This is a genomic window from Micromonospora sp. KC606 (genome assembly GCF_004348675.1).
In the GTDB taxonomy this organism is placed as follows: domain Bacteria; phylum Actinomycetota; class Actinomycetes; order Mycobacteriales; family Micromonosporaceae; genus Micromonospora.
The window spans coordinates 1-21,813 of sequence record NZ_SMKN01000038.1 but is presented as its reverse complement, the minus strand read 5'-3'; the positions used below and the strand labels follow the sequence as shown (position 1 = coordinate 21,813).

Annotated in this window: 18 protein-coding genes; 12 read left to right on the top strand and 6 right to left on the bottom strand. The window is 74.1% G+C overall.

Annotated elements, in window-relative coordinates:
• Positions 1-16: 16 nt before the first annotated feature.
• Positions 17-973: a 2,3,4,5-tetrahydropyridine-2,6-dicarboxylate N-succinyltransferase gene (gene dapD / locus E1193_RS11340; RefSeq protein ID WP_132182936.1), complete on the bottom strand. Its 957-nt coding sequence runs from the start codon at positions 971-973 to the stop codon at positions 17-19.
• A 131-nt stretch (positions 974-1,104) separates the two neighbouring features.
• Between dapD and dapE the strand changes: the two genes are divergently transcribed.
• Positions 1,105-2,178, top strand: coding sequence for a succinyl-diaminopimelate desuccinylase (dapE, locus tag E1193_RS11335; RefSeq protein WP_132182934.1), 1,074 nt, complete (start codon positions 1,105-1,107; stop codon positions 2,176-2,178).
• A gap of 27 nt (positions 2,179-2,205) precedes the next feature.
• Here the strand turns inward: dapE and E1193_RS31815 are convergent, their stop codons facing one another.
• Positions 2,206-2,367: a hypothetical protein gene (locus tag E1193_RS31815; protein ID WP_165945707.1), complete on the bottom strand. Its 162-nt coding sequence runs from the start codon at positions 2,365-2,367 to the stop codon at positions 2,206-2,208.
• Between the two features lie 155 nt (positions 2,368-2,522).
• Here E1193_RS31815 and E1193_RS11330 point away from each other — a divergent pair, with 155 nt between their 5' ends.
• Both E1193_RS11330 and E1193_RS11325 read left to right on the top strand, forming a co-directional pair.
• Positions 2,523-3,401, top strand: coding sequence for a TIGR00730 family Rossman fold protein (locus E1193_RS11330; protein WP_132182932.1), 879 nt, complete (start codon positions 2,523-2,525; stop codon positions 3,399-3,401).
• 4 nt (positions 3,402-3,405) lie between these two features.
• Positions 3,406-3,951: a TIGR00730 family Rossman fold protein gene (locus E1193_RS11325; RefSeq protein WP_132182930.1), complete on the top strand. Its 546-nt coding sequence runs from the start codon at positions 3,406-3,408 to the stop codon at positions 3,949-3,951.
• A gap of 66 nt (positions 3,952-4,017) precedes the next feature.
• On the opposite strand, the gene E1193_RS11320 is transcribed toward E1193_RS11325, so the two are convergent.
• Complete coding sequence (locus tag E1193_RS11320; protein WP_132182928.1) at positions 4,018-4,401, bottom strand: DUF1304 domain-containing protein; 384 nt, start codon at positions 4,399-4,401, stop codon at positions 4,018-4,020.
• Positions 4,402-4,885: 484 nt separating this feature from the next.
• Between E1193_RS11320 and E1193_RS11315 the strand changes: the two genes are divergently transcribed.
• From E1193_RS11315 to nudC, 8 genes are all read left to right on the top strand, one after another.
• Positions 4,886-8,167: an ATP-dependent DNA helicase gene (locus tag E1193_RS11315; RefSeq protein ID WP_243707505.1), complete on the top strand. Its 3,282-nt coding sequence runs from the start codon at positions 4,886-4,888 to the stop codon at positions 8,165-8,167.
• A gap of 124 nt (positions 8,168-8,291) precedes the next feature.
• Entirely contained in the window at positions 8,292-11,852 is a 3,561-nt protein-coding gene (locus E1193_RS11310) for an ATP-dependent DNA helicase (RefSeq protein ID WP_132182924.1), read from the top strand.
• Positions 11,853-12,048: 196 nt separating this feature from the next.
• Positions 12,049-12,252, top strand: coding sequence for a cold-shock protein (locus E1193_RS11305; RefSeq protein WP_007464836.1), 204 nt, complete (start codon positions 12,049-12,051; stop codon positions 12,250-12,252).
• 222 nt (positions 12,253-12,474) lie between these two features.
• The gene (locus E1193_RS11300) at positions 12,475-13,764 is read left to right on the top strand and encodes a DEAD/DEAH box helicase (RefSeq protein WP_132182922.1); all 1,290 of its coding nucleotides are present in this window, start codon (positions 12,475-12,477) and stop codon (positions 13,762-13,764) included.
• 213 nt (positions 13,765-13,977) lie between these two features.
• Entirely contained in the window at positions 13,978-14,178 is a 201-nt protein-coding gene (locus E1193_RS11295; RefSeq protein ID WP_132182920.1) for a hypothetical protein, read from the top strand.
• 92 nt (positions 14,179-14,270) lie between these two features.
• On the top strand, positions 14,271-15,581 hold the full coding sequence (locus E1193_RS11290) for a pitrilysin family protein (RefSeq protein WP_132182918.1): 1,311 nt from the start codon (positions 14,271-14,273) through the stop codon (positions 15,579-15,581).
• Between the two features lie 175 nt (positions 15,582-15,756).
• The gene (locus E1193_RS11285) at positions 15,757-17,097 is read left to right on the top strand and encodes a pitrilysin family protein (RefSeq protein ID WP_132182916.1); all 1,341 of its coding nucleotides are present in this window, start codon (positions 15,757-15,759) and stop codon (positions 17,095-17,097) included.
• The gene (gene nudC / locus E1193_RS11280; protein WP_132182914.1) at positions 17,094-18,041 is read left to right on the top strand and encodes an NAD(+) diphosphatase; all 948 of its coding nucleotides are present in this window, start codon (positions 17,094-17,096) and stop codon (positions 18,039-18,041) included. Before E1193_RS11285 ends, nudC begins: the two co-directional genes overlap by 4 nt.
• 568 nt (positions 18,042-18,609) lie before the next feature.
• On the opposite strand, the gene E1193_RS11275 is transcribed toward nudC, so the two are convergent.
• The 3 genes from E1193_RS11275 to E1193_RS11265 form a co-directional block, all read right to left on the bottom strand.
• Positions 18,610-18,885: a hypothetical protein gene (locus E1193_RS11275; RefSeq protein WP_132182912.1), complete on the bottom strand. Its 276-nt coding sequence runs from the start codon at positions 18,883-18,885 to the stop codon at positions 18,610-18,612.
• A 215-nt stretch (positions 18,886-19,100) separates the two neighbouring features.
• The gene (locus tag E1193_RS11270; protein ID WP_132182910.1) at positions 19,101-19,325 is read right to left on the bottom strand and encodes a DUF397 domain-containing protein; all 225 of its coding nucleotides are present in this window, start codon (positions 19,323-19,325) and stop codon (positions 19,101-19,103) included.
• 74 nt (positions 19,326-19,399) lie between these two features.
• The gene (locus tag E1193_RS11265; protein WP_132182908.1) at positions 19,400-20,374 is read right to left on the bottom strand and encodes a helix-turn-helix transcriptional regulator; all 975 of its coding nucleotides are present in this window, start codon (positions 20,372-20,374) and stop codon (positions 19,400-19,402) included.
• A 229-nt stretch (positions 20,375-20,603) separates the two neighbouring features.
• Between E1193_RS11265 and E1193_RS11260 the strand changes: the two genes are divergently transcribed.
• A partial coding sequence (locus E1193_RS11260) for an MFS transporter (protein WP_132182906.1) occupies positions 20,604-21,813 on the top strand: 1,210 nt, incomplete at its 3' end.

Below are 21,813 nucleotides of genomic sequence, written 5' to 3'. Positions count from 1 at the left end.
GATGCCCCGGCCCCGGTCAGTCGTTGGCGTGCAGGGCGGCGTTCAGCTCGATGCCCCTGCCGGTGCGCGGCTTCGCCTCCAGGGCCCCGGTGACCGAGTTGCGCCAGAGGAGGAGCCCGTTCACGCCGGAGAGCTCGCGGGCCTTGACCACCCGGCCGTCCGGCAAGGTGATCTTGGAGCCGGCCGTGACGTAGCAGCCGGCCTCGACCACGCAGTCGTCGCCGAGGGAGATGCCGATGCCGGCGTTCGCGCCGACCAGGCTCCGCTCGCCGATGCGCACCTTCTCGGTGCCGCCGCCGGAGAGAGTCCCCATGATCGACGCGCCCGCGCCGATGTCCGAGCCGTCGCCGACCACCACACCCTGCACGATCCGGCCCTCCACCATCGAGGTGCCCAGGGTGCCGGCGTTGAAGTTGCAGAAGCCCTCGTGCATCACGGTGGTGCCGGCGGCCAGGTGCGCGCCGAGCCGGACCCGGTCCGCGTCGGCGATCCGCACCCCGGAGGGGACCACGTAGTCGGTCATCCGGGGGAACTTGTCCACCCCGTACACCGCCAGGTGGCGGCCGGCGGCCCGCTCGATCACCCGTAGCTCGTCCACCCGCTCCGGCGGGCACGGCCCGGCCGAGGTCCAGGCCACGTTGGTTAGCTTGCCGAAGATGCCGTCGAGGTTGAGCTCGTTCGGTCGCACCAGGCGGTGGGAGAGCAGGTGCAGGCGGAGGTACGCGTCGGCGGCGTCCTTGATCGGGTCGTCCAGCGAACCGATCACGGTGACCACCTGGACCGTTCGCAGGCCGGGCAGCGCGCGTTCGCCGATCGCGCCGGGTGGCAGGTCGAGGACGTCGGCCTGGTCCTCCCCGGGGACCAGCGGCAGCTCACCGAGTCCCAGCTTGCCGGTCGGGTACCAGGTGTCGAGGATCTGGTCGTCACCGGTGACGGTGGCCAGGCCGATACCCCAGGCGGATTCCGACGTCACAGCTCTCCCTCTCGCTCGTCGACTGCGCGGGCCCGTCCGCTCCGCGCCTCCCGCGCCGCCGCGTGCCCACGCGAGCCGCACCGGAACGCTCGCTCCTCGCGCCCACCGACCCTGAAGGTACCGTGCGAGACATGCAGAACCCGCTGACCCCCGAGGTACTGGCCGATCCGGTGGCGCTGACCCGCGCCCTGGTCGACATCGAGTCCGTCTCCCTCAACGAGAAGGCGATCGCCGACTGCGTGGAGGAGGTGCTGCGGGCAGTGCCGCACCTGGCGACCTTCCGGCACGGCAACACGGTGATGGCCCGCACCGAACTGGGGCGGAACACCCGCGTGGTGCTCGCCGGCCACCTCGACACGGTGCCGTTGAACGGCAACTTCCCGTCGACCATGCGCGGCGATCTGATGTACGGCTGCGGCACCTCCGACATGAAGTCGGGGGTGGCGTTCGCGCTGCACCTGGCGGTCACCCTGCCCGACCCGCGTTACGACGTGACGTACCTCTTCTACGAGGCCGAGGAGATCGAGTCGAGGTACAACGGGCTCACTCTCGTCGCCGAGGCGTACCCCGAGTGGTTGCAGGCGGACTTCGCGGTGTTGCTGGAGCCGACGTACGGCATCGTGGAGGCCGGCTGCCAGGGCACCATGCGGGCGGTCGTCACCACGTACGGCGAGCGGGCCCACGCCGCCCGGTCCTGGCGCGGGGTGAACGCCATCCACGGCGCGGGCGAGGTGTTGCGTCGACTCGCCGGGTACGAGGCACGCCGGGTGACCATCGACGGCTGCGACTACCGCGAGGGGTTGAACGCGGTCCGGATCACCGGCGGTGTCGCCGGCAACGTCATCCCCGACCGCTGCGAGGTCGAGGTCAACTACCGGTACGCCCCGGACCGTGACCCAACCGTGGCCGAGGCGCACCTGCGCGAGGTCTTCGCCGGCTTCGACCTGGTGGTGACGGACGCGGCGCCCGGCGCGGCTCCGGGCCTGGGCGCGCCCGCCGCGCAGGAGTTCCTGGCGGCGGTGGGCGCCGCGCCGATCGCCAAGCTGGGCTGGACGGATGTGGCCCGGTTCGCGGCGATGGGGATTCCGGCGTTGAACTTCGGCCCCGGCGACCCGAACCTGGCCCACCACCGCGACGAGCACGTCGAGATCACCAAGATCCGTGACGGCGCCGCCACCCTCCACCGTTGGCTCGCCCCCGCCTGATTCCGGCGGTGCGGCTGGGCGCGCCGGTCAGGCGCTGGTCAGCAGCGAGGTGTCGGTGGTGTCGGTGGCTTCGGCAGGAGGCTCCGCCGGAGACTCCAGGGCGCGGGCGCGGCGGCGCTCGGCCACCACGTCACGGATGCGCCGCTGCATCTGTCGGCGGATCCGCATCCGCTCGTTGTTGCTGATCACGCTGGCTCCTCCCCCGAAGGCGCGCGGTCGGGGCATACCCGGTATGTGAATAGTAAGACGTACGGGCGACCGAAATAGTTGCCCAAGATCACGAATTTCTCGCCAGGCTGTCGCCTGGCTCACCCCGGAGGTGTCACTCCACTACGGTGGCTGGCATGAGCCAGAGCAACGGGCGACGACCGGGACGCGACCCGGAGCGGCACCGCGGCGCCGTCACACTGCGCCGTGGCGCCATCCCGACCAGCACCGCCGACCAGCGGTTGCTGGACTCGCGCGGGCGCGGCGACTGGAAGACCAAGGACGCCTGGCGGGCACTGCGGATCCTCTCCGAGTTCGTTGAGGGCTTCGACACCCTGGCCGACCTCCCACCCGCGGTCAGCGTCTTCGGCTCGGCACGCAGCCGGCCGGAGAGCCCGGAGTGCCGGATGGCCGAGGAACTTGGCGCGGCCCTGGCCCGGGCCGGGTACGCGGTCATCACCGGCGGCGGCCCGGGCGTGATGGAGGCGGCCAACCGGGGAGCCAGCGAGGCCGGCGGGCTCTCCGTCGGGCTCGGCATCGAACTTCCCTTCGAGCAGGGGCTCAACGACTGGGTCGACCTGGCCATCGACTTCCGGTACTTCTTCGCCCGCAAGACCATGTTCGTCAAGTACGCCCAGGCCTTCGTGGTGCTGCCGGGCGGCTTCGGCACGATGGACGAGCTGTTCGAGGCACTCACCCTGGTGCAGACCGGCAAGGTGACCCGGTTTCCGGTGGTGCTGATGGGCACGACGTACTGGCGCGGGCTGCTCGACTGGCTGCGCGACACCATGGCCGCCGAGGGCAAGATCGGCGGGGTCGACCTGGAACTGGTCTGCCTCACCGACGACGTCAGCGCCGCCGTCCGGCACATCGTCGAGGCCGGGGCGGCCCTCTCCGCCGAGCAGGAGGCGATCCGCGAGAAATCCGTCGCAGAGACCGCCGCCGACCAGCGGGCCGCCCGGCGAGCGGCGCAGGACGGGCCGCGCCGGGCCGCCGGAGACGGGCAGGAGGGCTGAGCGGATGGCGGCCATCTGCGTCTTCTGCGCGTCCTCCCGCACCCTCGACCAGCGCTGGCTGGACCTCGCGACCGAGACCGGCGCGGAGCTTGCCCGGCGCGGGCACACGCTGGTCAGCGGCGGCGGCTGCGTGGGGATGATGGGCGCCCTGGCCGACGGGGCGAGGGCGGCCGGCGGGCGCACCCTCGGGATCATCCCGCAGTCACTGGTCGACCTGGAGGTCGCCGACCTGGCCTCGGACGAGTTGCTGGTGACGGCGAGCATGGCCGACCGCAAGACCCTCATGATCGAGAAATCGGACGCGTTCCTCACCCTGCCGGGCGGGCTCGGCACGCTGGACGAGCTCTTCGAGGTGTGGACCACCGCCACGCTGGCCCTGCACGCCAAACCGATGGTGCTGGTCGACACCGACGGCTTCTACCGGCCCCTGCTGGACTGGCTCGGCACCCTGACCGACTGGGCCTTCCTCAAGCCGGCCGGCCTCGATCTGCTCACGGTGGTCGCCACTGTCCCCGAGGCGCTGGACGCCCTGGAACGCCGGGTGACCTGACCCGGCCCCGCCGGCCGGCCCGGCCTCCCGTCGGGAGCCCGGGGCGACCCGGCGGGGGCCGGCGGGCTAGAGGCCGATCGCCAGGGCGATGATGCCCAGGAGCGGGGGGACGAGCTGCTTGAGGGCCGCGTTGGCCTTGCTGGGCGTCGAGACGAGGAGCACCAGGCCGGCGGCGACCATCGAACCGGCGCCGACGAAGACCAGCGTCGCACCGACGATCCGGGAGTCGACGGCGAAGGCGGCGATGCCGACAGCGATCGTGACCGCCAGGAACAGGTTGTAGAAACCCTGGTTGAAGGCCAGTTCCCGAGTCATCTCCGCCCTTTCCCGGCTGGCGATGCCGAAGATCGCCCGGGCCCGGTCACCGGTCCACGCGATGGACTCCAGGTAGAAGATGTAGACGTGGATCAACCCGGCGATGCCGGCCAGCACGAGCCCTGCGATGACCACGACAGGCCCTCCTTCTTCCGCGTCACACCCGCCGGCCGGAGCCGCTCCGTCCGATCATCGGCGTCCGCTCCCACCCCATCGTCGCGGGTGGTCGACGGCGGACCTCAGCCGGGGCCCGGGGCGGCCCGTCGGGCGGGTGACGGCTGCCTCCCGCGGGGTCGCTGTCCCGGTCACCGCAGGGCGGTCGGGGGAGGTGGGTGTCGTACCGACATGGTGGGATGTGGGGGTGCAGGGGTACCGGCTGGTGCGCCGGCCTGCCGGACCGGGCCCGGGGGAGGGACGGTCCGCCGCGACGGTCCGGGGGGCCCGTCGACCCGGCGGGCCCGTCGAGGGGCACGTCCGGCCGGGCGACGGCGTCGAGGAAGAGCCGCGGCCAGGGGGGCCGGCGGGCGCTGACGCGCACCCCGGAGCAGCCGGCCCGCATCCCGTGCAGCGGCTGGCCGACCCGATCCAGGCGGAGGTCGTCGCGCACACCGACGGGCCGATGCTGGTCGTCGGGGGTCCGGGCACCGGCAAGACCAGCATCCTCGTCGAGGCGGTCGCCGCCCGAGTGACCGAGGGCGTCGACCCGGAGCGTGTCCTGGTACTCACCTTCGCCCGCCGGCAGGCCACCGACCTGCGCCACCGGATCGAGGCGCGGATCGCCGCCGACGGCCATCGGGTTCTCCGCGAGCCGCTGGTGCGCACCTTCCCGGCATACGCGTTCGGGCTGCTGCGCCGGGCCGCCGCCGAGCGGGGCGAGCCGTCGCCCCGGCTGCTCACCGGGCCCGAGCAGGATCTGATCATCCGGGAGCTGCTCGACGTGGTGGGCGAGGAGCCCGGCGACGACCCGGTCGGCTGGCCGGAGGACCTGCGCCCCGCCCTGCGGACCAGGGCCTTCGCCGCGCAGCTGCGCGACCTGTTGATGCGCGCCGCCGAGCGGGGTGTCGGCCCGGTCGAGCTGGCCCGGCTGGGGGCGAAGCTGGGCCGCGCCGACTGGCCGGCCGCCGCCCGCTTCCTCCGGGAGTACGTCGCCGTCCTCGCCCTGCGGGACGTCAGCAACCGCGGCTCCGTCGCGTACGACCCGGCCGAACTGGTCCGGGCCGCCACCGGCATGCTGCTCGACGACCCGGAGTTGCTCGACGCCGAGCGTCGCCGGCTGGCTCACGTCTACGTCGACGAACTGGCCGACACCGACCCGGCGCAGCAGGAGCTGCTCGCCGTGATCGCCGGCGGCGGCAAGTCCCTGGTGGTGTTCGCCGACCCGGATTCCTCCACGTACGCCTTCCGCGGTGCCGACCCGGGTGTGGTGAGCGGCTTCCCGCACCGGTTCCGCACCGCCTCCGGTGCCCCGGCCGCGCAGGTCACGCTGATTACGTCGTACCGGGCCGGCGCGGCGCTGCTCGGGGCGGCGGGGCGGCTGGCCCGGCGGCTGCGCGGGCCCGCCGCGCACCGGCGGCTGCGCCCACTGCCCGACGCCCCGCCCGGCGCCGTCGAGGTGCGTACCTTCCGCTCCGCCACCAGCGAGGCCGCCTGGCTGGCCCACGCGCTGCGTACCGCACATCTGCTCGACGGCGTGCCCTGGTCCCAGATGGCGGTGCTGGTCCGCTCCACCCATCTGCACCTGCCCTCGCTGCGCCGCGCCCTGCACACCGCCGGGGTGCCGACCGTGGTGCACGGGGAGGACCTGCCGCTGCATTTGCAACCGGCGGTCGCGCCGCTGCTGCTCCTGCTGCGCTGCGCGCTGGAGCCGGAACGGCTGGACGAGGAGGCGGCGGTCGCCCTGCTGCACTCCCCGCTGGGCGGGGCCGATCCGCTGGCCGAGCGGCGGCTGCGGCAGGGGTTGCGGGCCCTCGCGCTGGCCGCCGGCGACCGCCGCCCCTCCGGGGAGCTGATGGTGGCGGCGCTGCGCGACCCGGCCGAGTTGGCCGGGATCGACCGGCGCTGGGTGGAGCCCGCCCGGACGGTGGCCGAGCTGCTGGCCACCGCGCGGCGGGCCGCGGCCACCCCCGGCGCCACCGCCGAGGACGTGCTCTGGGCGGTGTGGCAGGCCAGCGGGCTGGCCGAACGCTGGGCCGGCGCGATCAACCGGGGTCGCGCCGCCACCGGCGAGCACGAGACCGCCCAGCGCTGGCGGGCCGAGGCCGCCGACCGGGACCTGGACGCCGTGCTGGTGCTCTTCGACGCGGCGGCCCGGTTCACCGATCGCCTGCCCGGGGCGCGGACCGAGGTCTTCCTCGACCACGTGCTCGGCCAGGACCTGCCCGCCGACACCCTGGCGGCCAGCGCCGACCGGGGCGAGGCCGTCCGGCTGCTCACCGCGCACGCCGCGAAGGGCCTGGAGTGGGAGCTGGTCGCGGTGGCCGGGGTCCAGGAGGGCGTCTGGCCCGACCTGCGGCTGCGGGGCAGCCTGCTCGGCTCCGAGCGGCTGGTCGACGTGCTCGCCGGCCGGGCCGACGGCACCGGCGTCCGGGCCAATCTGGTCGGGCAGACCTCCGCACTGCTGGACGAGGAGCGCCGGCTCTTCCACGTCGCGGTGACCCGGGCCCGGCGGCGGCTGCTGGTCACCGCCGTCGCCTCGGCGGCCGTCGGCGGCGACGACCACGAGGAGCAGCCCAGCCGGTTCCTGTACGAACTCGGGGTCGGCGAGTCGCCCGGCCGATCCGGCCCGGCGGCCTCGGCCCAAGACCTGTCCGGTGAGCCCGAGGAGCGCGCGCCGGGCGAGGCCGGCGGGGATGGCGGCCACGGCGGTGCTGACGGGCGTGGGAAGCTGCCGGTCGGGCGGGTGCCCCGGGCGCTGACGCTGTCGGCGCTGGTGGCCGAACTGCGAACCGCCGTGACCGACCCGACCGCCCCGGTCACCCGGCGACGCGCGGCGGCGGCCGAGCTGGCCCGCCTTGCCGCCGCCGGCATCCCCGGCGCCCACCCTGACGACTGGTGGGGGCTGCGGGGCCTCTCCGACGACCGGCCGCTGGTCGACGAGGGCGAACCGGTCCGGGTCACTCCGTCGGCCATGGAGAGCGCCCTGCGGTGCAGCCTGCGCTGGCTGCTGGAACGGCACGGCGGCAGCGGCCCGGCCAGCACGGCGCAGGGCGTGGGCAACCTGGTGCACGCCGCCGCGATGCTCGCCGAGGACGCCAGCGTCGACCGCACCGCCCTGCTGGAGTACGTGTCCGCGCGGTTCGACGCGATCGAACTGGCCGCTCGCTGGATGGTCGGTCCGGAACGGGAACGCGCCGCGGTCATGGTCGACAAATTGCTCCGCTGGCTGGCGGGCAACCCCCGCCGGCTGCTCGCCATCGAGCACGAGTTCGCCGTCCGCCTCGACGACCCGACCCGCCCGGTCGAGCTGACCGGCCGGGTGGACCGGCTGGAGGTGGACGCCGACGGCCGGCTCGTGGTCATCGACCTGAAGACCGGCAAGTCCACCGTGGTCACCGAGCGGGAGGTGGCCGAGCACCCGCAGCTCGGGGCGTACCAGGCGGCCGTCGAGGCGGGGGCGTTCGCCGAGTTCGGCGACGAGCCCGGCGGTGCGGCGCTGGTGCAGCTCGGCACCGGGGCGAAGGACGCCAAGGAGCAGACCCAGGCCGCCGCCGGGCAGGGCCCCGAAGCAGGCTGGGCCACCGCGCTGGTCCGGCGCACCGCCGATACGATGGCTGCCGCGACCTTCGCCGCGGTCGCCAACTCGAAGTGCCGGGTGTGCCCGGTGCGTACCAGCTGCCCGGTGTCCGGGCAGGGCCGTCAGGTCGTGGAACCGCCGGCGAGCCGTCCTCCGGAGCAGCCGTGAACGTGACGAACGAAACCGCCGACGGCCGCCCGGCGGGCACGAGAAGTCGGCCAGGTGCCCCGCAGGCACCATCCGGCCCGTTCGGGCGGCGTCCGGGGGCCGCGACACCGGCGGGGGCACGGCGGTGAGCCAGCCCGCGCTGTTCAGCTCCGCCGCCCCGGTGCCACGGACGCCGGACTCCGGGCCGCGGTGGACCCCGGTCGAGCTGGCGAGGCTGCTGCGGCTGCCCGCCCCGACCCGGGAACAGGCGGCGATCATCTCCGCCCCGGTCGAACCGCTGCTGGTGGTCGCGGGCGCGGGCTCGGGCAAGACCGAGACGATGGCCGCCCGGGTGGTGTGGCTGGTGGCCAACTCGTACGTCCGGCCGGAGCAGATCCTCGGCCTCACCTTCACCCGCAAGGCGGCTGGCGAGCTGGCGCACCGGGTGCGAACCCGCCTCGACCAGCTGGTCCGACGGCTGGGCCGGCGCGGGCGTGACCCGCTGGACGACCCGCTCGCCGGCGAGCCGACCGTCTCCACCTACCACTCGTACGCGGGCCGGATCGTCGCCGAGCACGGGCTGCGCGCCGGGTACGAGCCGACCACCCGGCTGCTCACCGAGGCATCCCGCTGGCAGCTGGTCGACCTGCTGGTGCGCAACTACGACGGCGACATGTCCGAGGTGGACCGGATGCCGAGCACCGTCACCGACGCCGTGCTGGCCCTCGCCGGCGAACTGGACGAGCACCTGGTCGACCCCGACGACCTCGCCGCCTGGACCGGCCGGTTCTTCGCCGACGTGCAGTCCCGGCCCGGCCGGGTCTACGCCGACGTGCGGAGGGCGTTGCGGCTTCAGCAGACCCGGCTGAAGCTGCTGCCGTTGGTCCGGGCGTACGCCCGCCGCAAGGACGACTTCGAGGCGATGGACTTCGCCGACCAGCTCGCCCGGGCCGCCCGGGCGGCCCGCGACCACCCCGCCGTCGGGGCGATCGAGCGGGACCGCTTCCGGGTGGTGCTGCTCGACGAGTACCAGGACACCAGCCACGCCCAGGTGGTGCTGCTCAACGCGCTCTTCGGTGGCGGCCACCCGGTCACCGCGGTCGGTGACCCGTGCCAGTCCATCTACGGCTGGCGCGGGGCCAGCGCCGGCACCCTGGACCGCTTCCCCACCGAGTTCGCCCGCGTCGACGGCACCCCCGCCGAGGTGCTCGGGCTCACCACGAGCTGGCGCAACCGGCCCGAGATCCTCGGCGTGGCCAACGCGCTGTCCGTTTCGTTGCGCGCCGCCGGCGCCCGGGTGCCGGAGCTGCACGCGGCGTTGAACGTCCGGGATCCGATCCCGCACCGTAGCCCGCGCGGGAACGCCGCCGGCGCCGTCCACTGCGCGCTGCTGCACACGTACGCCGACGAGGCCGACTGGATCGCCGACAGTGTGCTGGCCGCCTGGCGGGGGGCGGCCGGGATGCCGGACGCGTTGCCCGAGCACATCCCGGTGCCGCGTCGCCCCACCACCGCCGTGCTGGTCCGGCTGCGCAGCCAGATTCCGGCGATCGAGGCGGCGCTGCGCGCCCGGGGACTGCCGGTGGAGGTGGTCGGCCTGGGTGGCCTGCTGGACACTCCCGAGGTCCGCGACGTGGTCTGCACCCTGCGGGTGCTCGCCGACCCGACCGACGGGGCGGCGCTGCTGCGGCTGCTCACCGGCGCGCGCTGGCGGATCGGGCCGCGCGATTTGGTCGCCCTGCACCGGCGGGCCCGGGCCATCGCCAGGGCCCGGTGGGAGCGGATCGGCGACGACGGGCCGGAGATCACCGTGGACGCCCTGGACGAGGCGACGCTGGTCGAGGCGCTGGCCGACCTGGGGCCGGCGCAGGCCTACTCGGCGGAGGGCTACGCGCGGCTGCGGTCGTACGCGATGGAGCTGGCACTGCTGCGCTACCGGCTGGACCAGACGCTGCCGGAACTCATCGCGGACATCGAGCGGACCATCGGCCTGGACGTGGAGGTGGCCGTCCGGGCCGGCCGGGACGGCACCGGCGACGCCGGCCTGGCCCGGGGCCACCTGGACGCCCTCGGCGACGTCGCGGCCCGGTTCAGCGGGGAGACCCCCGGCGCGACCCTCGCCGGGTTCCTGGCCTACCTCGCCGCCGCCGAGGACGAGGAGCGCGGCCTGGCCCCCGGCGAGGTCGAGGTGGTGGCGGGGGCGGTGCAGGTGCTCACCGCGCACGCCGCCAAGGGACTGGAGTGGGACGTCGTCTCGGTCGCCGGGCTGACCCGGGGCGTCTGGCCCGGCCCGGTGCGTAACTCCGATCACTGGCTGGGTGGGCTCGGTGTGCTGCCGTTCCCGCTGCGCGGGGACGCTGACGGGCTGCCCGAGCTGGCCCTGACGTCGGTGGAGGACCAGCGCGGGGTTGCCCGCGCGCTGGAGGACTTCACCGACGCCTGGCGGGGGCACGACGAACGGGAGGAGCGCCGGCTGGCGTACGTGGCGGTGACCCGCCCGCGCCGGCTGCTGCTCTGCTCCGGCTACTGGTGGGGAGAGGGGACGAAGCGGTTCCGTGGCCCGTCGGTCCTCCTGCGCGAGGTGCACGCCGCCTGCCTCGACGGCGCGGACGGCCACCTGGTCGACGAGTGGACGCCCGAGCCGGCCGGCGACGCGGTCAACCCCACCACCGAGATGGTGCTGCGGGCCGAGTGGCCGGCCGACCCGCTGGGTGTTCGCCGGCCGGCGTTGACCGAGGCGGCGGCGCTGGTCCGCCGCTATCTCGCCGACCCGGACGCGGCCCGCCGTGAGCTGGGCACCGGCCCTGACGCGGCCCGCCGCGAGCCGGGCACCGGCCCTGACGCGGCCCGCCGCGAGCCGGGCACCGGCCCTGACGCGGCCCGCCGCGAGCCCGGCACCGACCCGGCGAGCGGCTCGGCGGCGGATTCGACCGGTCCGGCCGGCTCCGGCGCCGGCGAGGCCGGGCAGACCGTCGCTGACCCGGAGGTGGCGCGCTGGCGGCGGGAGGCGGATCTGCTCCTCGCCGAGCGTGCCGAGCTGCTGCGGCAGGCCGAGGCGGTGGAGGTGGCGCTGCCCGGGCACCTCTCGGTGACGCAGCTGGTGGCGCTGCGCCGCGATCCGGAGGCGCTGGCCCGTACCCTGCGCCGGCCGATGCCCACCGCGCCCAACCCGTACGCCCGGCGGGGCACCGCCTTCCACACCTGGCTGGAGCAGCGGTTCGGCGCGGATCGACTGCTCGACGTGGACGAGCTGCCCGGCGCGGCCGACGCGGACGCCGCGCCCGACGCGGCGCTGTCCGAGCTCCAGGAGCGTTTCCTGGCCAGCGAGTGGGCCGACCGGGTGCCGGTCGAGGTGGAGGTGCCGTTCGCCACGCTGATCGCCGGTGTGGTGGTCCGGGGCCGGATGGACGCCGTCTTCGCCCGCCCCGGCGGCCGGTACGACGTGGTCGACTGGAAGACCGGCCGGCAGCCCGCCGGGCGGGAGGCGGAGGTCGCCGCGGTGCAGCTCGCCGTCTACCGGCTGGCCTGGGCGGAGCTGGCCGGAGTGCCGGTCGACCGGGTAGGAGCCGCCTTCCACTACGTCCGGGACGGCGTCACGGTGCGCCCGGCCGACCTGCTCGACGTCGACGGGCTCACCACACTCATCGCCGGGGTGCCCGAAGTTCCGTCAGGGGGGTGGCACGCCGGCGAATTCGTGATAGGTTGACGGAGTTGCAGTTTTGGTTTCCAGAGACTCTGTGTGCGCCTGGCGGATTGTGGCCCCAGGCGCTCTTTGTTGTGTCCGGAGTTCTCCGGGCGGGGCGACCAGCAGCGACAGCTACGCCGTGCAATCGCGCACGGTGTGCACCTTTTCGGTCCGCAACAGGTGCGGGTCCGAACGTTCCGTCAAGGAGACGAAACACATGGCAATTGGTACCGTCAAGTGGTTCAACGCTGACAAGGGCTTCGGCTTCATCACCCCGGACGGCGGCGGCGCGGACGTCTTCGCCCACTTCTCGGCGATCCAGTCCTCCGGCTACCGCAGCCTGGACGAGAACCAGCGCGTCGAGTTCGAGGTGACCCAGGGCCAGAAGGGCCCGCAGGCGGAGAACATCCGTCCGCTCTGATCTTCGGATCGACCGGTAACACCCTCCGCGCCCTCCGGGCGCGGTGACGGGCCCGGTTCGCCGCGCCGCCCATCCGCTCCGGCGGAATGTGGTGCGCGGCGGCGGGCCGGCCCGTACCCCATCGGTTCGTGCTTGTGAGTCCCGGCGGACGTTTCCGCCGGTGACCGCGTCGCCTCGCGGCGCCCTCCCTCGACACGTGCCGCGTCGAGGAAGGCATTCCGCATGACCATGACCATCCCCAGCTTCGCCGCCACCGGCCTCGCTCCCGCGCTCGTCGCCGAGCTGGCCGCGCAGAACATCAACGAGCCGTTCCCGATCCAGGCGGCGACCCTCCCGGACTCGCTCGCCGGCCGGGACGTGCTCGGCCGGGGCCGTACCGGCTCGGGCAAGACGCTCGCCTTCGGGCTCCCGCTGCTGTCGCGTACCGCCGGCCGAAAGGCCCGCGCCGGCCGTCCGCTGGCGCTGGTGCTGGTGCCGACCCGTGAGCTGGCCCAGCAGGTCACCACCGCGCTGACCCCGTACGCCGGCGCCCTCGGGCTGCGCTGCGCCACCGTGGTCGGCGGCCTCTCCCTGCAACGGCAGGCGGACGCCCTGCGCGCCGGCGTGGAGGTGTTGGTGGCCACCCCGGGCCGGCTGCACGACCTGATCAACCGGGGCGACGCCCGTCTCGACCAGGTGGCGATCACCGTGCTGGACGAGGCCGACCAGATGGCCGACATGGGTTTCCTGCCGCAGGTCACCAAGTTGCTGGAGCAGGTGGCGCCCGGCGGTCAGCGGATGCTCTTCTCCGCCACCCTGGACGGCGGCGTGGACCGGCTGGTCCGCCGCTTTCTGAGCAACCCGGTCTCGCACTCGGTCGACCCGGGCACCGCCACGGTGACCGCGATGACTCACCACGTGCTGCACGTCGACGCGGTGGACAAGCCCGACGCGCTGGCCCGGATCGCCGCCCGGGAGGGCCGCACCATTCTGTTCATGGGGACGAAGCACCGCGCCGACCGGCTGGCCCGCCAACTGCTCTCCAAGGGGGTACGCGCCGCGGCGCTGCACGGTGGCAAGTCGCAGCCCCAGCGCACCCGGATCCTGGAGCAGTTCCGCACCGGCCAGGTGACCGCCCTGGTCGCCACCGACGTGGCGGCCCGGGGCATCCACGTGGACGGACTCGACATGGTGGTCAACGTGGATCCGCCGACCGAGGCCAAGGACTACCTGCACCGGGGTGGTCGTACCGCCCGGGCGGGGGAGTCCGGCACCGTGGTCACCCTGGTCCTGCCCGAGCAGCGCCGGGACGTCTCCCGGCTGATGAGCGTGGCCGGCATCACCCCGCACACCGCGCAGGTCCGCCCCGGCGACGAGGCGCTCGCCCGGGTGACCGGGGCGCGGGAGCCGTCCGGCATGCCGGTGACCATCGTCGCGCCGCAGCCGACCCCGGCGGCCCGCCCGCGTACGACGGGGCAGGTTCACCGGGCGTCGGGCCGTTCCCGCCGTCCGCGTCGTCCCCGTACGGCCTGACGCCGGCCGTCGTCGACGCCGACGACCTGTCCCCGGCTGGCACCCCTCCGGACGCCTGGCGACCGGAGGGGTGCGGTCGGTGACGGGGTGGGCGGGTGAGTCGGTTAAGCGGCGGAAAGTGCGTCCGATCGGCGACTGTCGCCGGGCCGGCGAGTGGTCGATGCTCTCTGCCGGGGGAAGAGCCGACCGGGGGGCCGGCTCGGAAAGGCTGACATGGTGGGCGAGGCCGACACGGGGGCGGTGCGCGAGCTGATGGTGGTGCTGGCGGTGGCCGGCGCGGGCCTGCTCCTCGCCATGGTCGCCGCGTTCGCACCCTGGCATCCGAGGCCGGGCCGGGGCGCGCCGGTGGGTCTGGTGGAGCTGCACAGCCCTGGCGGCGCGGGGGCGCCGGCCGTGGAGCTGACCGCCGGCTGACACGTCCTGGCCGCTCGCCCGCCCGCTGACGGTCCGGCGCGGCCCGCAAGGGTCGCCGGTGACGGAAGCGCCGACACGTTAGGGTCGACCACGTGCCGACGCGGAGAGCGAAGATTCCAGCGACGAAATATCCCATCGAGCGGTTCCGCCTCGACAACGGCCTGCGGGTGGTGCTCACCCCCGACCGCAGTGCCCCGGTGATCGGGGTGGCGGTCGTCTACGACGTCGGCATCCGGTCCGAGCCGGAGGGGCGCACCGGCTTCGCCCACCTCTTCGAGCACCTGATGTTCCAGGGCTCGGAGAACCTGGAGAAGCTGGCCCACTTCCGGCACGTCCAGGGCGCCGGCGGCACCTTCAACGGCTCCACCCACCTGGACTACACCGACTATTACGAGACGCTGCCGGCCAACGCGTTGGAGCGGGCGTTGTTCCTGGAGGCCGACCGGATGCGCGGCCCCCGGCTGACCGAGGAGAACCTGCGTAACCAGGTCGACGTGGTCAAGGAGGAGATCCGGGTCAACGTGCTCAACCGGCCGTACGGCGGGTTCCCCTGGCTGACCCTGCCGCCGGTGATGTTCGACACCTTCCCCAACGCGCACGACGGGTACGGCTCCTTCGACGACCTGGAGTCGGCGACCGTCGCCGACGCCGCCGACTTCTTCCGCCGCTACTACGCCAGCGGCAACGCCGTGCTGGCCGTCAGCGGCGACATCGACGTGGCCGAGGCGACCACCCTGATCGAGCGGCACTTCGGCGACGTGCCGGCCCGGCCCGCCCCGGCCCGGCCCGACTTCACCGAACCGGAGCTGACCGTCGAGCGGCGGCACGCGTACACCGACGCGCTGGCCCCACTGCCGGCGGTGGCCGGGGCGTGGCGGGTGCCTGACCCGATCGACGACTTCACCGGCTACCTGCCGTACGTGGTGCTGGCCGAGGTGCTCACCGACGGCGACGCCTCCCGGCTGGTCGAGCGGCTGGTCCAGCGGGACCGTACGGTCACCGGCCTCGGTGGTTACCTGAGCTTCATGGGCGACCCCTTCGACGTCCGCGATCCCACCGCGCTGCTGCTCCAGGCGCATCTGCCGCCCGGTGGCGACGTGGACAAGGTGCTGGGCGCCATCGACGAGGAGCTGGACCGGCTCGCCGCCGACGGGCTGACCGACGGCGAGCTGGCCCGCACGCAGGCCCGAATGGCCACCCATCTGCTGCGGGACACCGACGCGGTGCTCGGCCGGGCGCTGCGGATGGCGGTGCTGGAGCAGCAGCGGGGCGAGCCGGGCCTGCTCAACGAACTGCCCCGGCTGGTTGGTGAGGTCACCGAGGAGCAGGTACGCGCCGCCGCCGCTACCCTGCGGCCGGAGCGCCGCGCCGCAGTCGAGGTCATCCCCGGAGGAGCCAGGTGAGCGCGAGGAGTGAGCCGGGTTTGCGAGCCCCGCAGTCGCGGACGAAAGGGGGCACGGTGAGCGCGAGGAGTGAGCCGGGTTTGCGAGCCCCGCAGTCGCGGACGAAAGGGGGCACGGTGAGCGCGAGGAGTGAGCCGGGTTTGCGAGCCCCGCAGTCGCGAACGGAGAAGGCCAGGTGACGACGACCATCGTGCCCGCCACGCCGCGCGTCCTGCCGCCGCTCGGCCCCACCCGCAAACTGAAGCTGCCGAAGCAGGCCGAGCGGACGCTGCCCAACGGACTGACCGTGATCGCGGTCCGCCGGCCCGCCGTCCCGCTGGTCGAGTTGCGACTGTGGATGCCGTTCGGGCGTGCCCACCTGGCCCGGGGGGCGATGCTCTCGCAGACCCTGCTCTCCGGCACCGCGACCCACACCGCCACCCAGATCGCCGCCGAGCTGCAGAAGGTCGGCGGTGGGCTCTCCGCCGGAATCGACCCGGACCGGCTGATGCTTTCCGGGGCGGGCCTGGTCACCGGCCTGGGCCGGATGCTGGAGATCCTGGCCGACGTGCTGACCGGGGCCACCTACCCGACCGAGTGGGTCGACACCGAGCGGGACCGGTTGGTCGACCGGATCCAGGTCGCCCAGAGCCAGCCGGCCCACCTGGCCCGGACGGCCCTGCTCAAGCGGATCTACGGCCGCCACCCGTACGCGGTGCAGACCCCCGAGCCCGACCAGGTCCGGGCCGTCCGCCCACCGGTGTTGCGCCGGTTGCACGCGGAGCGGGTCCACCCGGCGGGTGCGGTGCTGGTGCTGGTCGGCGACGTGCAGCCGGAGCGCGCGTTGGACGCCGCCGAGCTGGCCCTGGCCGGTTGGCGGGGCGACGGGCAACAGATCGATCTGCCGCCCGCCCCGCCGCTGGAGCCCGGCCCGCTGCTGCTGGTCGACCGGCCCGGCTCGGTGCAGTCCTCGCTGCGCATCGCGCTGCCGGCGGTGCCCCGCACCCATCCCGACCACGCCGCGCTGCAACTGGCAAACCTGCTCTTCGGCGGCTACTTCTCGTCCCGGTGGACGGAGAACATCCGCGAGGACAAGGGTTACACGTACGGGCCGCACTCGACCGTCGAGCACTCCGTCGCCGGCTCGGTGCTGGTGGCCTCCGCCGACGTGGCCACGGAGGTGACCGGTCCCGCGCTGCTGGAGACCACGTATGAGCTGGGCCGGCTGGCCACGCTGATGCCGAAGCCCGACGAGCTGGAGCAGGCCCGCCAGTACGCCCTCGGCACGCTTCAGCTGGGCATGTCCACCCAGGCCGGCCTCGCATCGCTGACCAGTGCGTACGCCGGCAACGGGCTGCGCCTGGACTTCCTGGCCGAGCATGCCGCCCGGCTGGCGAAGGCGACCGTGGCCGACGTCGCCGAGGTGGCCGCCCGCTACCTGGCGCCGGCGAAGGCGGTCACCGTGGTGCTCGGTGACGCCGACCGGGTCGAGGGGCAGCTGTCCGCCCTGACCCCGGTACGCCGGGAGCCGGCGTGAGCGGCGAGCCAGCCCCACCGCTGGCCCGGTCCACGCTGGACCGGGCGGCGCACCGGCGGACCGACCGGGAGTGGCTGGCGCAGGCGTGGCGGCGAGCCCGGGTGCTGGTGCTCGACTCGACCCGCGAGGGGCGGGCGCTGGTGCGGGGCGGCACCAACCCGCCGGCGCTGGTGCTGCGGGACGCGGTCGAGTTGGGCCCGACGGGGGAGAGCTCGGCACTGTTTCTCGGCGTGGAGCCGGACGGCGTCCCGGTTTTCGCCGTGGACGCGCCGCTGCCGGCGCTGCCGGGCACCCGGGAGGTCAGCCTGCGCGAGGTCGGCCACCTGTTGAGTGACCGGGACGCGGGGCTTTTCACCACCGCGCTGGCGTTGGTCAACTGGCATCTGGGTCACGGCTGGTCGCCACGGACGGGGCACCGCACCGAGGTCGACGAGGGCGGTTGGTCCCGGGTGGACGCGCAGGGCCAGCGGGCCTGGCCGCGCACCGACCCGGCGATGATCGTGCTGGTGCACGACGGGGTGGACGGGCCGGACGGGCGCTGCCTGCTCGGCAACAACGCCACCTGGCCCCGTACGCCCGGGGAGCGGCGCTACTCCTGCCTCGCCGGTTTCGTGGAGCCGGGGGAGTCGGCCGAGGCCGCCGTGCTGCGCGAGGTCCGCGAGGAGGTCGGGGTCGCGGTCGAGCGGATCGTGTACGCGGGCAGCCAGTCCTGGCCGTTCCCCGGTTCGCTGATGCTCGGCTTCCTGGCGGAGGCGGATCCGGGGGTGCCGGTGCGGCTCGATCCGGCCGAGATCGCGTACGCCCGCTGGTTCACCCGCCGGGAGATCGGCGCGGTGCTGGCGGGTCGACCGGTGGACGTCGGCGGGGGCGACCGGATGATCCTGCCGCCACCGTCCTCGATCGCGCTCTTCCTCGTCCACCGCTGGCTCGACGGCCACTGCTGACCGGAAGGCGGCCCGTGCGGTGCGTGCGGCGGGTCCGGCCTTGTGCGGCCCGTGCGGTGCGTGCGGCGGGTCCGGCCTTGTGCGGCCCGTGCGGTGCGTGCGGCGGGTCCGGCCTTGTGCGGCCCGTGCGGTGCGTGCGGCGGGTCCGGCCTTGTGCGGCGCGTGCGGTGCGTGCGGCGGGTCCGGCCTTGTGCGGCGCGTGCGGTGCGTGCGGCGGGTCCGGCCTTGTGCGGCCCGTGCGGTGCGTGCGGCCGGTCCGGTTTTGTGCGGCCCGTGCGGTGCGTGCGGCCGGTCCGGCCTTGTGCGGCCGTGCGATGCCTGCGGCCAATCCGTGCGGTCGGCTCGTGCTTTGCGGCATGTCGCGGTGTCGGGGCCGCAGGATGCCGCAGGATCCCGCATTCTGTGAGGCCCAGCCCGGTCGGCCCGGTCGGCCCGGTCGGGCCGGGGTGGCCGCGGCCCGGCCCGTGGCCGTCGTTGCCGCGGCGGTCACGGGCCGGAACACGGGGCCGTCATGGCGGAGGGCGAGGAACGGCGGGGGAGCCGGTCCGCCAGGACGGCCGTCGGTGGGTCAGGTGTCGGTGGCCGGCCGACGTTCCTGCCAGGTGGGGGCAGGCCCGGCGAGCGGGAGCACCTTGACCCGCTGCCGGCCGGAGCGGACCGCGCCAACGCTGGAGAGCGCCCTCGCGAGCAGCAGCGCGGCCTCCCGGTCCTCGGCATGGACGATCTGGCGGCGTGGCTCGGGCGCGGTCGTCTCGTCGCGGAGCAGGCCGCCGCCGGCCCACGCGGCGGCGAGGTCGATGTCGGCGGCGGCGCGGATGTCGGTACGAACGATCAGGAAACTCATGGTTGTCTCCGGATGAACCGCGACGGACGGGTACGCAGTGAAAGTTCCACGTCACTGAAACGTCATGTTACGCCCGCCGTCGCTCCCAGCAAGTGAAACGCCGCCATCGGCGCGGGGCGTTGTCCGATCATCCGATGCCTGCTCGGGGCGGTCGCGGCGACGGACACGACGGGGGCCGCCGGCGCCTCGCCGACGGCCCCCGTCTCGTCGCCGGATCAGGTCAGATCGAACTGTCCGTTCTTCGCGCCGCTGACGAAGCCGAGCCAGCCGGCCCGGTTGAACAGCAGCACCGGCCCGCTGGGGTCCTTGCTGTCGCGAAGCGCGACCGCGGTGCTCAGCGGGGCCACCTCGACACAGTTCGAGGTCTGGCTGCGGGTGCTCTTGCGCCAGGCGACGTCGGCCAACTGCCGGGCGGGGAGGGTGCTTCGGATCTCGTTCATGGTTCTGCTCCTGCTCTGGAACTCCGATGAGGACGAGTGACGCCCGCCCGACCCCGACGGAGATCCGGTGTGGATCACCGCTCCGTCAGCCGCCCGGACGGCCGACGCTGGGTCGGCGCCGCTGCCGCCCCGTGGACCGCCGTGGACGGAGCCGCCGTCCCGGTCAGCCGTCCCGTCTCCTCGAAGAGCCAAGAGAGGGTGTCCGTCGCGGAGAGCGCCGCCGAGCACAGCCACTCGAAGACCACTTTATAGTGATTCACGGTATTTGCGTCGTGTGACATGACGTCGATGAAGCCACCTTCGATCGCCAGCGTCTCCGGATCCTGCGGATCGGCGAAGCGGTAGAGCGAGAACGCGGTCGGCGGCAGGTAGAAATCTCCGATCACGGTCGTGCGTTGCAGCAGGCGTAGCGTGACGTTGGGAAGTATCGCCAGCTCACAGAGCTTGGACAGCTGCTCGCGTCGTACCTCGCTTGGGCCGGCCCGTTCGCCGAGCGCCGCCTCCTCCAGCACCGCCGTGTAGCGCGGAGCATCGGCCCGGTCCAGCAACGACTGCCGGGCCAGCCGGGCGCGAACCTCGGTCTCTGGGTCCTCGCCGGCCTGCGGATCGCCCGCCGTCGTGGCGGCCCGGTCCGCCGAGACGATCCGTAACCGGGCATAGCCGGGCGTCTGCAGCAGCCCGGGCACGAGAACGGGGTTGTACTCACGGATCTCGGCGCAGCCCGCCTCGATCTCCGCCCAGCCGAGCTGCTGCTGCGTCATCACCGGGTACGACCTGCGCCAGCCGCGCACGTCGCCGGCCTCCCTGGCGATGGTGAGCAGGTCCGTCCGCGACTCGGCGTCCGCGCCGTAAAGTTCCAGCAGGGCGGTCACGTCGTCCGGGTCGGGCCGGCTGCGCCCGTTTTCCAGTCGGGACAGCTTGGACGCCGACGCCCAGCCAATCCTTTCGATCACCTGGTCGCCGGTGAGCCCTGCCGCCTCGCGCAGGCGGCGCAGTTCGGTGCCGAGCCTGCGCCGGCGCAGGATCGGGCTCGGTACGGCAGGAGGCACGGGTGCCCTCGATTCCGTCGACCGCCGCGGACGCGACGGTAACTGTATGAATTTCGCCCCCCACGGTCAGTATGGACGCGCGACTGGCGTCGGAGGTACCCGGCAAGGGCGTGTCACGTGACAAAAAGAGGACTGTGGTAAGTGTCAGCGGCGCGGACGACGATGACCGGGCCGGCCGCACCTCCTCCAGACCGCGCCCTCCGGGCGCCACCCCCGCGGAGGGAACCCCATGCGCACCGTCCTGCGCCGCCCCGACTTCCGACTGCTCTTCGGCGCGTTGCTGGCCAGCATGGCCGCCGAGTCGATCCTGCTGCTCGCGCTCGCCATCTGGGTCAAGGACCTGACCGGCTCGGACGGCCTGGCCGGCGCGACCATCTTCGCGATCATCGCGCCGATGACGCTGGCGCCGCTGGTGGGCTGGGTCGTCGACCGGTACCCTCGCCGGCCCTTCTTCGTGGCCGCGAACCTCGGCACGGCGATGCTGCTCACCCCGCTCTTCGCCGTCCGGGACCGGGCCGATGTCTGGATCATCTACGTGGTGGCCGCCCTGTACGGGCTGTCGTACCTCACGCTCAGCGCCACCCTCAACGGCTTGATCCGGCAGCTCGTGCCCAGTGAGCTGCTCGCCGAGGCGAACGGGGCGTTGCAGACCGTCCGGCAGGGGCTGCGCCTCGGTGGCCCGCTCGCCGGCGCGGCCCTCTACGCGGCGGTCGGCGGCTGGCTGCTCGCCGCGCTGGCGATGGTCGGGTTCGTCACCGCCGCCGCCGTGGTCGGGCTGCTCCGGACCACCGAGATCGAGCCGGCACCGGTCACCCTGCGCTGGTCGGCCGAACTGGGCGCCGGGCTGCGCCACCTGGCCGGTGAGCCGGCGCTGCGCCGGGCGCTGCTCGGCTACGGCCTGGGCTCGCTGGTGATGGGTTTCAGCGAATCACTGATCTTCGCGTACGTGGACCAGGGTCTTGGCCGGGACGCCGCGTTCGTGGGGGTACTGGTCACCGTGCAGGGCGTCGGCGGGCTGGTCGGTGGCCTGCTCTCCCCGGCCGTGGTGCGTCGGGTCGGTGAGGTCGGCGCGCTCGCCGCGGGGGTGACCTTCTTCGGGCCGGCCGCGCTGGCGCTGGCCTGGCCGGACCTGCGCCTGGGCGTGCTCGCGCTGCTGCTGGCCGGGGTGTCGCTTCCGCTGACCTTGGTGGGGCTCAACACGCTGATCCAGCGGCGCACCCCGCCAGGGCTGCTGGGCCGGGTGACCGCGGCGTCGGAGGCGCTGGTCAGCGGGCCGCAGGCGTTCTCCATCGGGGCCGGCGCGCTGCTCGTCGGCGCGTTCGACTACCGCCTGCTCTTCGTGCTCGTCGGGGTGATCACCACAGCGGCCGGCGCCTGGCTGTGGCGCAACCGTCGCCTCTCCCCGCCGTCCGCGCCGCGCTCCACACCGCCTGTCTCTT